The sequence below is a fragment of the Halorussus sp. MSC15.2 genome (genome assembly GCF_010747475.1).
GTDB lineage: Archaea > Halobacteriota > Halobacteria > Halobacteriales > Haladaptataceae > Halorussus.
On the sequence record NZ_VSLZ01000001.1, the window covers coordinates 887179 to 899810 of the forward strand.

Here is a 12632-nt window from a genome sequence, read left to right on the forward strand (position 1 = left end):
CTCTAACCACATAAATCAACGTATTTCTAATATATTGTAACTATATATCTATAAAATGTAATCTCGCGTGAAGTTCTTCCGGATGCGTCCGCCGAACGGAACCGAGGATTTGACTGTCTTGGAGTTCCAACTCGCGGGCATGACCAGACGAAACGACGGTGGTCGCTGATGGGCCGCGGCGAGAAGGTCCGGTTCGGACTGGCACTCGCGTTCGGAGTCGTAGTACCCGGACTGCTCAAGTACGCGTTGACCACCGCGGGCTACGACGCGCTCGGCACCGCGGTCTGGGTCAGCGGCTATCTCACGGCGATACTGGCCATCTGGTACGTCTGGGTTCGTCCGCTGAACCTCGAAGGCACCGCCGGATGACTGCCGGATAGCGGAACTTTAAAGGGTATTTCGGGCCGAGTTTCCAGTAAAGATGCTAGAGTTCGTGCCAATGCCGCTCATCGACGACTTCCTGCTCCAGTACAACGTCGGGCAGGTACTGCTGTTGGCGTTCGTCCTGTCGGTGGTGGCGGCCATCCCGCTCGGCTCCCGGAAAGTGCTGTCACTGAACGCTATCACGTTCGGCCTGCTGTTCGTCGTAGTCCCGTCGAGTCTCGCGCCGCTCCACTACAAGTTCCTCGGCATCGCGCTGCTGGTGGTCGCGCCGGTGCTCTACGTCACGGCGCGAAAGTAACGCCGCGCGAGTACCCGGCACTCTTCCTCACGTCGTCACGCGACACGGACTCCACTCCCGAACGGTACCCTCCTCTCCGTCGTGGAACCGCTCTGCCAGTCCCGTCGGCGAGCTCCACCTTTCACTCTTCGCGGACGAGCGCGACGCTCAGCAGTTTCTCACCGGCGGTTACGGTCGCCTCCTGCGTGAGCGAGTAGAGGATTCCTCCACGGTCGGTCTCGACGCGCTGTAGCACCTCGTAGCTCGTCGGGTCGTAGAGCGTGCCGACGCGTTCGCCCGCCTCGACGCGCTCGCCCACCTCGCGGTCGGGGTCGACCCGGAACAGTCCGGAGTCGTCGGCCGTGACTCGGCCGAGGTGGTTGCGCGCCACCGTCGGGTCGTCGGCGGTCGGGTCGCCCGCGAGCAGGCCGAGGTGTCGGAGGACGTTCAGCGTGCCCGACACGCCCGCCTCGACGGCGTCCTCAACGAGGTGTTTGTTGTGGGCGAGTTCCGGCGTGACGGTCGGGATGCCCTCCCGGGACGCCACGACCCGGAGTTTCCCGCCGAAGTCGCGGGCGTCCCACTCGGCGTCGGCGTCCTCGCCCGCCTCCTCCGAGAGCAGGAGGTCGGTGCCGAACGCCTCCGCGAGCGCGCGGGACTCCGCGTCGCCCTCCATGAACACGACGTGGGTGAGCATGTCCGCGCTCCCGGTGTGGAGGTCGAGGACCGCGTCGGCGTCCGCGACGTACTCCCAGAGCGTCGCGGCCATGCGTTCGTGGAGGGTCCCGTCGGCGTCGCCCGGCCAGACCCGGTTCATGTTCCGGTTGACGCTGTCCAACTGCTCCGGGGTCGTGTACGAGACCCGGTCGAAGGTGAGCGGGTCGGCGACCGGGACGGCGACCACTCGACCTGCGAGTTCGGTCCCGTCGGCGGTGAGGCGGTCGTGGACCCGCCGGAGGGTCTCGGTGCCGTTTATCTCGTGGCCGTGCTGTGCGGCCTGTGCGTAGACCGTCGGGCCGTCCGCAGACCCCTCGTAGGTATGAACCGTCGTTTTGACCTTCCCGCCCGAGGGTAGTCGAGCGAGCGTGATGCGCTCGGAATCGTGTCGCATGGGTCGCTCAATTGCGTGCACACAATTGAATGCTTCTCTCGGAGACCCCTGACGGGGCGTGGCAGTTCAGAGGGTCGACTTGCTCCTGTAGAATATCACCAGTGCCCAGACGACGCCCGCGAACAGGAAGAGGAGCAGTTGATAGTCCTCGTTGTCCACGCGCAACGCCGCGCCGACCAGCACCAGCGTCAGCGGTGCGGTGAAATCGTACAGGTGTCGCTCGAAGAGGTGGACCGAGTCCCTGTACACCCTGACGGGTTGGCACACGCCGTTGCCCTTTCGACTGATTTCGTGAAGCTTCAGTTCCTGACGAACGTCGTGGTCGAGGAAGATTTCGGGGATGTCCTCCCCGGTCTTGCGGATGTCCTCCAAGTGGAGTCGTTCCCGACAGTCCAGATATCGTTGCGAGTCCCTGTTTTTCTGCCGCCGTTTGCGTGCCCGCGTCTCGTCGTCGAGCGGGAGCGCCTTGACGCCTCTCGCGATACCCCGAGTCGATTCGACCACAACCCTATCGCCCTCCTCGATGCCCAGCAGTTCTATCGTGTTCGCCGGAATCCGACAGACCCTGTTCTCTAAGTCCGGAAAGACTGCCATGCGGACGCGACACGCCGCCGGACGAACGCCGAGAACCGAGTTCAGGACCCGCCTGTGCCAGCGTTGCTCCCGGTTCGATATCGGCTTCACCCACACCCGTCCCGCTTCCGTCGCGGTGCCGTAGTTAGTATCGTCGGCCGAGGGAACGCCGAGCGCCGTGCGAATCGTGAAATCGAGTCCGATTCGCTGGGCCGGCCCGTCGGTCGAACCACGCCGGGGACGTGTCTGGACTCTCGAGTGTATCTCGGTCTCCTTGTCCGGATTCCTGAGCTTCAGGAACTCCCGCTGGGACGGCCCTCCCCATCCGTCGAGAATCTCGGGGTCTATCTGAACGATATATTCGGTCTCGGCCTCCCTATCGTTCGTTCTCGTTACCGTGAACGTACTCGGGTGATTCCTTCCCATTGCCCCACTCCTGAAGGTAGCGTTCGAGGGTCTCCCCGGTCGCCACCTCCGTAGAGTGTACAAAATCGTCGTAGAAATCAGTGCCCCAATATCTCGCCCCTTTCAGGCAAATTTTTAGGTACCCTGGAATGGGGAGGATGTCGTCGCGTTGCTTCTCGCCGACGGCGATTTTGACCGGGACCGACAGTGCGTCCTCCCGCGCCGAATCGTAGAACTCGATATCGTCGCTATCGACTTCCTCCATCGTGTACCCGCTCTCCCTGTCTATCAGTTCCCCCTTCTCGTCGTCGTAGAGGCGCGGCACGAGTATCCCGTTTATCCACGCGTCCGGGTCCGGGACGACGTTGAGCACCGCTCGACGCATCCCGGTGTACGACCGGAAGTCGGCTTCGTTGTTCAGTATCCGCTTGTATCCCCGGACTCGGACCCTGATACCCCGTTCGTAAGAGGGATGGGGAAGGTCGTCCCACTCGTCCGGATAGAGCAGACTGCCGTAAACGATAATCCCGACGTCACTGAAATCGCGTTCGGTAGACTGGTCGGCGTCCATCCGTGTCCCCCTTACGAGGGTAGACCTTTAATTAGTAGGCGGTCGGTTGCACCCTGATTCCCGGCGACCGCGACCGACGCTGCGAGAAAACGACATCGTCCCGGGAACCGCCGACGGCGCCGTCGGGACTGTTCGTCGGTGGACGACCGAGGTGTCTTCACCTCCAGCAGTCAGGCACGGTCGGCTACGGGCTATCGGTGGGCGACGGCCGCCTCGCGCGACCCGCTTCGAGTCACGTCGGCATCCTGAGCGCGTAGAGGATACAGCCGAGTCCCACCAGCGTACTGCCGTTGGAGAGTATGACGTACGCCGACGCCGCGGTGGGGCTGTTTCCGAGGAGGAGCATGGGAACTACCAGCACGAACGGGAGACCGACGGTGAGGGTGAATCCGACCGCGATGAACAGCATCGGTCTGCTGTCGTTGCGCCGGTAGCCGCGGAAGGCCTGATACGCGACGAGGAGACCGACGAGCGCCGCGACGAAGTTCATCCCCTGCGACAGCAGTCGCACCCAACTCGGGATGTCCGGCGGCGCGGTTTGGAGCGGTCCCAGCACGTCACATCCCCTCGACGAGGTCGGTGAACCTGTCGGCCACGTCCTCGCGGCGACTGACTTCGACGGTGAGCGACCCCTCGACGAGTTCGACGGTCACGCGTTCGAGGCGAGGCGAGTACACTTTGTGGTGGTGGCCCGCCGCGGTGTCGAGGCGGGTCTGAGACTCCACGAGGTCGTACGCTCGCAGGTCCTCCAGTCGCCGGTAAATCGTCGGCTCCGATGCGCCGCACCGTTCGCTCAATGCGTTGGCTGACATGGGTTCGATGCTGGTTGCTGTGAGGATTGTGCGCACCGTCTCGTCTTCGAGGAGGGCGGCGATGTCCTCCACGTCGCAGTCCTCACTCACTGTTATCGAGTAACTTTCCGAATCGGTATAAAAACCTGACGACAACTTCAGTGCGTGAAGTCGCGTCCACCCCGCTAACACGACGGGGGGCGTAGCGGAACCCGAGATGACGATTTCGCTCACCGCGCACGACGTTCGCCTGCCCGACCTGACCGCGCTCGCGCTCCTCGCGCTCACGCTCGCGGTCGGAATCGCCTTCTACGGAGACCTCCCGGCGGAGATGGTCGTGGGGTGGCACGTGGGACTCGACGAGGGCGTGCGACTCACGCGCGCCCCGCGACCTGTGGCGACTTTCGCGGTTCCCGCCGTGGCGACCGGCGCGTACGTCGTCGTCAGAGCCGTCGCGTTGCTTCCCGGCGTCCGCGACGAAGTGCGAGCGGCCCGCTTCGTCTACGACCTCGCCGCCAATCTCCTGCTCGTCGCGTTCTGCGCCTCGCAGATGGCGGTCGTCACCGCGAACCTGTGAGGAAGAAACGGGGCGTGAAAGTGAGGTCTTACTCGTTCTGCTGGGCGTCCACGACCGCGACGCCCGCCAGATTCACGATGTCCTTGACTTCGTCGCCGCGCTGGATGACGTGGACCGGTTTGTCCATGCCGACCAGCATCGGGCCGATGGCGTCCGCGCCGCCGAGTCGCTGGAGGAGTTTGTAGCCGATGTTCCCGGCTTCGAGGTTCGGGAAGACCAGCAGGTTCGCGGGGTCGTCGAGTTCCGAGAACTCGTAGGTGCCGTTCAGGATGTCCTCGACGACAGCGGTGTCGGCCTGCATCTCGCCGTCCACCGGGAAGTTGACCTCGGGGTCCGCGCGGAGCTGCTTGGCGGCTCTGCGGGGCTTGCGCGTGCCCTCGTTGTCCACGCTCCCGAAGTTCGAGTACGACAGCATCGCCGCGCGCGGTTCGACGTTGAACCGGCGGGCGAGTTCCGCGGTGTGGCGGGTGATTTCGGCCAGCACGTCCTCGTCGGGGTCCTGATTGACCGTGGCGTCCGCGCAGAAGACGACCCGGTTCTTGAACGTGAGCATGTAGACGCCCGCGGCGTAGTCGGCGTCGTCGGCCGTGCCGATGACCTGCAGGGGCGGTCGGAGCGCCGAGGGGTAGTGGTGGGTGAGACCCGTCAACATCGCGTCGGCGTCGCCCTGCTCGACCATCACGCTCCCGAAGTAGTTGCTGTCCTTGCGCACGAGGTCGGCGGCCTCGCTCTCGGTGATACCCTTGCGCCGCCGGAGTTCGTAGAGGCGCTCGGCGTACTCGTCGTAGTCACCGTTCGCGGGGTCGGCGATTTCCGGGTCGAAGTCGAGACCGAGGTCGGCCGCGGTGGCTTCGATGGACTCGCTGTCGCCGATGAGGACGGGGTTGGCGATGCCCTCCTCCTGCATCTGGTAGGCCGCCCGAATCATCTTCTCGTCGTCGCCCTCGGCCAGCGCCACGCGCTTGGGGTCGGACTTGGCCTTGTTGAGGACGACGCGCATCATCTCGCGGGACTTTCCGAGGCGCGCTTCGAGCGTCTCGACGTACTGCTCGGTGTCGAGTTCGCTGCGGGCGACGCCCGACTCCATCGCGGCCTCGGCGACCGCGGGAGCGACCTCGAAGAGGACGCGGGGGTCCAGCGGTTTCGGGATGATGTACTCCGGCCCGAACTGGAGCGGTTGGTCGCCGTAGGCCTTGACCACGGCGTCGGGCACGTCCTGCTTGGCGAGGTCCGCGAGCGCCTCCGCGGCGGCGACTTTCATCTCCTCGTTGATTTCGGTCGCGCGAACGTCGAGCGCGCCCCGGAAGATGAACGGGAACCCGAGGACGTTGTTGACCATGTTCGGGTAGTCCGAGCGCCCGGTCGCCATGATGACCTTGTCGTCGCGGGCCTCCTTGGCCTCCTCGTAGCCGATTTCGGGGTCAGGGTTCGCCATGGCGAAGATGACGGGGTCGTCGGCCATCGACCGGACCATCTCCTGCGAGACGATGCCTGCGACCGAGAGACCGACGAACACGTCCGCGCCCTCCATCGCGTCGGAGAGGTCGCCTTCGGGGACGTCGCGGGCGAACTGGGCCTTGTACTCGTTGACGTCACCGTGTTCTGCCCGGTCCTCGGTGATGATGCCCGAGGAGTCACACATGATGATGTTCTCCTTGCGCGCGCCCAGCGAGACGTAGAACCGCGCGCTGGCGATGGCCGACGCGCCCGCGCCCGAGAAGACGATTTTCAGGTCCTCGATGTCCTTGCCGTTTATCTCGGTGGCGTTCAGCAGGGCCGCCCCGGAGATGATGGCGGTGCCGTGCTGGTCGTCGTGGAACACCGGGATGTCCATCTCCTCGCGGAGCGTCTCCTCGATTTGGAAACACTCCGGAGCCTTGATGTCCTCCAGATTGATGCCTCCGAAGGTGGGTTCCATCGCCTTGGTCGTCCGGATTATCTCCTCGGCGTCCTCTTGGTCCAACTCGATGTCGAACACGTCGATGTCCGCGAAGCGCTTGAAGAGGACCCCCTTGCCCTCCATCACGGGCTTGGACGCTTGCGCGCCGATGTCACCCAGTCCGAGGACCGCGCTCCCGTTCGAGACGACGCCCACGAGGTTGCCCTTCGCCGTGTACTTGTAGGCGTCTTCGGGGTTCTCGTCGATGGCGCGGCAGGGCGCGGCCACGCCCGGCGAGTACGCCAGACTCAGGTCGCGCTGGGTGTTCGTCGGCTTGGTCGTCGAAATCTCTATCTTCCCGGGCGGTTCCTCGCGGTGATAGTCGAGTGAATCTTCGTCTAGTCCCATAGACCGAAGAATCGTACCCGCCGATATAAAAGTATCCGAAGCCGTCGAATCGCGGTTCGACAGATGACGAACTCCGTCCGGGGTCACTCCCCCTCGTCTTCCTGCACGAGCACGTCGGGACACTCTATCACGGCGTCGTAGTCGTAGGCGTCCACGGCGGTCGTGGGCCACCGCCCGGTGTCGGTCAGCACCTCGAACCCATCTTCGGTTACCAGCACGGTGTCCTCGCTCTTCGCGCCCTGCACGGTCGGGTTCCACGCGTAGGCCATGGGCGTCGTGACTTCGGCCGACTCGGCCATCTCGGGCGCGGCTATCCACTCTCGGCCCGCGAACCCGGCCGCGCCGCCCTGATGGTGGCGCTCCCACTCGTCGGCGTGACCGAGGTGTTCGTAGGCGGCCTGAATCGCCTGAAAGACGCCGGTCGGGTCGCCCGACAGGCCGGATATCGCCTGTGTCGCGCCGAGCGCGGTCACCGCCACGATGCGGGCGGCGTGGTGGCGCTCGCCGAGTTCGTTGAGGTCGGCGTCGTCCATCTCCGACTCGAACGCGACGGTCCGGGTCGTGCTGGCGTGGAGTCCGTGGCGCTCGGCCGTGACCGAGACCAGCGCGTACTCGCCAAGTTCGGCGTCGGTCGGCGTGTAGTGGCGGTACTTTCCGGCGCGTTCGGAACCGCCGACCAGCGCCACGGGGGCCTCGATGCCGCGGGCCGAGAGCGCGACCCGGAGCGCGGAGGCCACCTCCGACTCCGTGTCGCCGGGTTGGAGTTCCCGGCAGACCGCTTCGACCGCCTCGGCGGTCTCCCGACCGAGTTCCCGGTAGTTCTCGACGTCCTCGTCGGTGAGCGGTTGCCGAAGCGGCGAGGCGTCAACCGACTGCAGGCCGGGCGCGTCGAAGTCCGCCGCGGCGGGGTCGGGACTGCGGTCCGCGACCGCTTCGCCCAGCGACTGGCGGTACCAGTCGAACTCGGTGACCGGAACGTCCTCGGGGAGTTCCTCGTCGCGGAGGCGGTCGGCCTCGATGTTGTTCGTCACGACTTCGAGTCCGTCGCCGTCGTAGCCCACCGCGGCGACTCCCGCGTCGCCCTCGCGGTCCACGACGTTGCTCCCGCCGGTCAACCACGCGAACGAGTTCGGCCGGGCGAACCAGACTGCTTCGAGGTCGTTCTCCGCGAGGTAGGCGTCGAGGCGCTCCTGTTTGGTCATGTCTGGTCGGTCGTCGCCGACGGCCTTGAAGCAGGTGGATTCGGTAGTTCGCGGGACGGTCCGTTCTCGCGTCGCCGACTGCCTCTCGGGGTCGAACGCCGTCTCGCGTCGAATCGCCGAGGCGCAGTCGAACAGACCTAAGTGCGACCGGCCGAAAGCACCGCTAAGGGGAGTTCCAACCGTGCAAACCCACACACTCAGACGCTCGTCGGGAGGTGCCCGCTGATGGTCCGGTTCCGACACCTCGCGGCCGTCACGACCGGTCTGACGTTCGCGCTCATCCTGCTCGGCGTCTACACCGCCGCGATGGGCGCGGGATTGTCCTGTTCGGCCCAGTGGCCGTTCTGTGACGGCGGCCTGATTCCGCAGACGTTCCCGAGTTTCGTCGAGTGGTTCCACCGCCTGATAGCGATGATAACCGGGTTCTTCATCCTCGGCACCGCCGTCGGGTCGTGGAAGTACACCGGCGAGAAGCGCATCCGCGGCGCGGCGACCCTCGCGCTGGCGGTCACGCCGATTCAGGTCGTCCTCGGCGGTGCGACGGTCTTCGTCTACACGCCGCTCGTGCAGGTCGCTCACCACACGGCCGCGCTGATAATCTTCGGTGCGCTTCTGGCGACGACGCTGTGGTCCTACGAGGCCGAGCGCGCGCCCGACGCTCGCGGGGCCGACTCGACGACCGGTTATCCGACCGACGACTGACGCTCATTTTAGCGGCTCTGTTCTCCGAATTCGGACGTTTCGAGCCAACGTTATGTAGTATCGTGTAGTCGTGAACTTGGGGGAAAACACATGGACATCGACAGGCGGTCGTTTGTCAAGGGGAGTGCAGGAATCGTCGGCGGTCTCTCTCTGGGAGGACTCGCCGGAGCGCAGGACGAGGGAGTCGTTCGCATCGGGTCGGACATCCCGTACAAACCGTTCGAGTATCGGACGCAGAGCGGCGATTTGACGGGCTTCGACGTGGACCTCGCGGAGGCCATCTTTCAGGGGCAGATGGACCGGGACTACGAGTTCGTCCAGACCGGATTCGACACCATCATCCCGAGTCTGAACAACGGGAACTTCCGCATCATCATGTCGGCGATGACTATCAACGAGCAGCGCGACCAGCAGGTCGATTTCTCGGAGCCGTACTTCATCGCCTACCAGACGGTGGCGATACTGAAGGGGAGCGACATCCAGAGCGTCGAGGACCTGAAGGGGAAGACGGTGGCCGTCCAGAAGGGCACCACCGGCGAGGCGGCCGCCCAGCAACTCAAGAAGCGGTTCGGCGGCGACCTCAACATCGACAGCTACGACCAGATACCCGGGGCGTTCAACGCGCTCCTGAACAACCAGGCCGTCGCGGTCATCAACGACAACGCCGTGAATCTGCAGTACGCGGACGAGCGCGACAGCATCGTGATGCTCGAAGGGGAGGGACAGGCGGCCCAGGAGTTCGAGAACGCGCCGCCCTACCTCACGCTGACGGTCGAACGGTACGGCATCGCGTTCCGGGAGGACGACGACGAGTTCCGCCAGCGGGTCAACGAAGCACTGAACGCGGTCATCGGGAGCGGTCAGTACGCGGAGATTTACAAGGAGTACTTCACCGGCGAACCGCCGCAGGCGATACTCTCGCGTGCACGCCCGGCACCGGGGACGACCACGGCCGACGGGACCGCCGGTAACGCGACCGACACGACCACCAACGGCGGGTAATCCCAGATGGCGGAGACGTACGCCGAGGAGCGCAGTGGCGAAGCCGCGGCCGACGAGGGACTCCTGACCGACGAGCGCGTCAAGTTGGCCGGGATGGCGGTGGCGCTCGTGTTCACCGCGGTCATCCTCGGATTCATCGCGCTCATCCTGTTGGAGTACGTGAACTACGACCTGCTGTTCTCGGTGGTGCCCCGGTTCGTCGTCGCGTTCGTCCGCGTGGTGATAGTGGTCGTCATCTCCAGCGTCCTCGCGGTTACCGCCGGGGTGTTCGTGGGACTGGGCCGGGTGTCACGCACCTCGATTACGCACTCCATCGCCACCGCGTACGTCCAGTTCTTCAGGGGGACGCCGCTCCTCTTCCAGTTGTTCATCATCTACCTCGGCATCCCGTCGCTGTGGCCGCCGGGGGAGTTCCCGATTTCGGAGGGGTACGTCGTGGCTCCGGCGGTCTTCGTCGTGGACTGGACGTTCATCACGGCGGTCGTCGCGCTGACGCTGAACCACGCCGCGTACGTCGGCGAGGCGGTGAAGGGCGGCATCAACGCGGTCCCGGAGGGGCAGATGGAGGCCGCCCGGTCGCTCGGGATGTCGTACGTCGATTCGATGCGGGAGATAATCCTGCCACAGGCGTGGCGCAACGCGCTGGCGGCTATCGGTAACGACCAAGTCATTCTGGTCAAGGACACGTCGCTGCTGACAGTCATCGCGTTCCCCGAGATAATCACCGTGTTCCGGGAGATAAACTCGAACCAGTTCGACGCGTGGACGCCCATCGTCCTCGTCGCGGTGACGTACCTCGCCATCACGCTCCCGCTGATGCGGACCGTCCAGTACCTCGAAGACCGCGCCGAGTGGGGGACCGGCGACGACGACGAGGCGTCCGGCGGACTGCGCGAGCGGTTCGGGTGGGGTGAGCGCCGATGAGCGACACGGACGAGGTGACGACCGACGACCTCGCGGCCGGTCAACCGATGGTCGAGTTCGACGGCGTGGACAAGTTCTTCGGGAGCGCCCACGTCCTCAAGGACATCGACCTCGCGGTCGAGGAACAGGAGGTCGTGGTCATCGTCGGCCCGAGCGGGAGCGGGAAGTCCACGCTCCTGCGCTGTGTCAACCGACTCGAAGAGATTCAGGACGGCGAGGTTCGCATCGCGGGGGAGGCCATCACCGCGCCCGGCGTGGACGTGAATCGGCTCCGTCAGAAGGTCGGGATGGTGTTCCAGCACTTCAACCTCTTCCCGCACAAGACGTCGCTGCAGAACGTCACGCTCGCACCGGTTCGGGTCCGCGGTCTCTCGAAGGCCGACGCCCGCCAACGCGGCGAGGACCTGCTCGGGGAGGTCGGTCTCGGCGACCAACTGGACTCGTTCCCCGCCGAGTTGTCGGGCGGCCAGAAGCAGCGCGTCGCCATCGCCCGTGCGCTGGCGATGGACCCCGACGTGATGCTGTTCGACGAGGTGACGAGCGCGCTCGACCCCGAACTCGTCGGCGAGGTGTTGGGCGTCATGCGGGGTCTCGCCGAGGAGGGGATGACGATGCTGGTCGTGACCCACGAGATGGGGTTCGCCCGGGAGGTCGGCGACCGGGTGGTGCTGATGTCGGAGGGCCGCATCGTCGAGGAGGGGCCTCCCGACGAGTTCTTCGACCATCCCGAGACCGACCGAGCCAAGCGGTTTCTCCAGCGAGTGCTGTAGCGGTCGCTCCCGCCGATTTAGGTCGGCACTCCGGCGACCCGCCGGTCCTCACCGGCAACTGGCCGCGTCGCCCGTGGCCGTAACTCGTCGCCCGCCGCGTCGAGTTCTTCGACCGAGGCGTTGAAAATAGTGACAAATAACCTACTTTTATCGGGGAAATTACGGGACGGGAGCCGTTTTTTGCAAGTTCGAGTGGTAAAATGGGTGGGAAAGGTTCAAAAGAGTAGTCTCCCTCCTATGGCAGTATGGAACGCAGAACTTCCGTCGACATGGACCGTCGTACCTACGTGAAGGTCGTCGGTGCGAGCAGTGTCGCAGGCCTGACTGGAACCGCGGGATGTATCGGTAGCATCACCGGTTCCAGCGGCGGCAAGAAACTGACCGCCGGTACCGCGCCCGGGTTCCCCCCCGTTCGAGATGAAGCAGGGCGGCGAACTCGTCGGCTTCGACATCGACCTTCTCGAAGCCGTCGTCTCCGAGAGCGAGTACACGCTGTCGGGATGGGAGGAGTTCGAGTTCAAGGGACTCATGCCCGCACTCAGTAGCGAGAAAATCGACGTCATCGCGGGCGCGATGACCATCAACGAGAAGCGCGACAAGAAAATCGACTTCTCGAACCCCTACTACAGCGCCGACCAGTCGATTCTCGTGCGCAAGGGCGGCGACTTCTCGCCCTCGAAACTCGACGACTTCTCGGGTCATCCCATCGGTGCCCAGAAGGGAACCACGGGCGAGGGCATCATCAAGGACGAACTCATCGCGAAGGGCAAACTGAACGAGTCGAACTACAACTCCTACGGAAGCTACGTGCTCGCGGTCGAGGACCTCGTGAACGGCAACATCGACGCCATCGTCATCGACAAGCCGGTCGCCAAGACGTTCCAGAGTGAACGCGACGTCTCCATCGCGTTCACCTACGAGACCGGCGAACAGTACGGCTTCGGCGTGCGTCAGGGCGACAGCGAGGTTCAGAAGGCCCTCAACACCGGTCTCAAGGCCGTTCGCGATAGCGGCAAGTACGCCGAAATCCGTAACAAGTGGTTCAGCGACTCGTAG

General features: G+C 64.7%; 14 protein-coding genes and 1 pseudogene. 8 read left to right on the top strand and 7 right to left on the bottom strand.

Annotation, left to right across the window (positions count from 1 at the left end):
- Positions 1-168 precede the first annotated feature (168 nt).
- Positions 169-369, top strand: a complete 201-nt coding sequence (locus FXF75_RS04655) for a hypothetical protein (RefSeq protein WP_163520342.1) — start codon at positions 169-171, stop codon at positions 367-369.
- Between the two features lie 52 nt (positions 370-421).
- On the top strand, positions 422-682 hold the full coding sequence (locus tag FXF75_RS04660; RefSeq protein ID WP_163520343.1) for a hypothetical protein: 261 nt from the start codon (positions 422-424) through the stop codon (positions 680-682).
- Positions 683-803: 121 nt separating this feature from the next.
- On the opposite strand, the gene FXF75_RS04665 is transcribed toward FXF75_RS04660, so the two are convergent.
- The 5 genes from FXF75_RS04665 to FXF75_RS04685 form a co-directional block, all read right to left on the bottom strand.
- Entirely contained in the window at positions 804-1772 is a 969-nt protein-coding gene (locus FXF75_RS04665; protein ID WP_163520344.1) for a succinylglutamate desuccinylase/aspartoacylase family protein, read from the bottom strand.
- A gap of 66 nt (positions 1773-1838) precedes the next feature.
- A complete protein-coding gene (locus FXF75_RS04670; protein ID WP_163520345.1) occupies positions 1839-2771 on the bottom strand; it encodes a hypothetical protein in 933 nt (310 codons plus the stop codon).
- Positions 2722-3321, bottom strand: a complete 600-nt coding sequence (locus FXF75_RS04675; protein WP_163520346.1) for a gamma-glutamylcyclotransferase family protein — start codon at positions 3319-3321, stop codon at positions 2722-2724. The genes FXF75_RS04670 and FXF75_RS04675 overlap by 50 nt, the downstream gene beginning before the upstream one ends.
- Before the next feature lie 232 nt (positions 3322-3553).
- Entirely contained in the window at positions 3554-3877 is a 324-nt protein-coding gene (locus FXF75_RS04680) for a hypothetical protein (protein ID WP_163520347.1), read from the bottom strand.
- 1 nt (position 3878) lies between these two features.
- Entirely contained in the window at positions 3879-4223 is a 345-nt protein-coding gene (locus FXF75_RS04685; RefSeq protein WP_163520348.1) for a winged helix-turn-helix domain-containing protein, read from the bottom strand.
- 106 nt (positions 4224-4329) lie between these two features.
- On the opposite strand from FXF75_RS04685, the gene FXF75_RS04690 reads away from it, so the two are divergent.
- On the top strand, positions 4330-4689 hold the full coding sequence (locus FXF75_RS04690) for a hypothetical protein (RefSeq protein ID WP_163520349.1): 360 nt from the start codon (positions 4330-4332) through the stop codon (positions 4687-4689).
- A 28-nt stretch (positions 4690-4717) separates the two neighbouring features.
- Here the strand turns inward: FXF75_RS04690 and FXF75_RS04695 are convergent, their stop codons facing one another.
- Complete coding sequence (locus FXF75_RS04695; protein WP_163520350.1) at positions 4718-6976, bottom strand: NADP-dependent malic enzyme; 2259 nt, start codon at positions 6974-6976, stop codon at positions 4718-4720.
- An 83-nt stretch (positions 6977-7059) separates the two neighbouring features.
- Positions 7060-8178 (bottom strand): Xaa-Pro peptidase family protein, encoded by a 1119-nt coding sequence (locus FXF75_RS04700; RefSeq protein WP_163520351.1) that lies wholly within the window; start codon positions 8176-8178, stop codon positions 7060-7062.
- A gap of 225 nt (positions 8179-8403) precedes the next feature.
- Here FXF75_RS04700 and FXF75_RS04705 point away from each other — a divergent pair, with 225 nt between their 5' ends.
- The 5 genes and pseudogenes from FXF75_RS04705 to FXF75_RS04725 all read left to right on the top strand — a co-directional run bounded on the left by FXF75_RS04705 (position 8404) and on the right by FXF75_RS04725 (position 12632).
- Positions 8404-8880 (top strand): heme A synthase, encoded by a 477-nt coding sequence (locus FXF75_RS04705; protein WP_163520352.1) that lies wholly within the window; start codon positions 8404-8406, stop codon positions 8878-8880.
- 96 nt (positions 8881-8976) lie between these two features.
- Entirely contained in the window at positions 8977-9882 is a 906-nt protein-coding gene (locus tag FXF75_RS04710; protein WP_375335528.1) for a basic amino acid ABC transporter substrate-binding protein, read from the top strand.
- Between the two features lie 6 nt (positions 9883-9888).
- Complete coding sequence (locus FXF75_RS04715; protein WP_163520354.1) at positions 9889-10806, top strand: amino acid ABC transporter permease; 918 nt, start codon at positions 9889-9891, stop codon at positions 10804-10806.
- Positions 10803-11576, top strand: a complete 774-nt coding sequence (locus tag FXF75_RS04720) for an amino acid ABC transporter ATP-binding protein (protein ID WP_275897377.1) — start codon at positions 10803-10805, stop codon at positions 11574-11576. The genes FXF75_RS04715 and FXF75_RS04720 overlap by 4 nt, the downstream gene beginning before the upstream one ends.
- A gap of 245 nt (positions 11577-11821) precedes the next feature.
- A pseudogene (locus tag FXF75_RS04725) lies at positions 11822-12632 on the top strand (basic amino acid ABC transporter substrate-binding protein).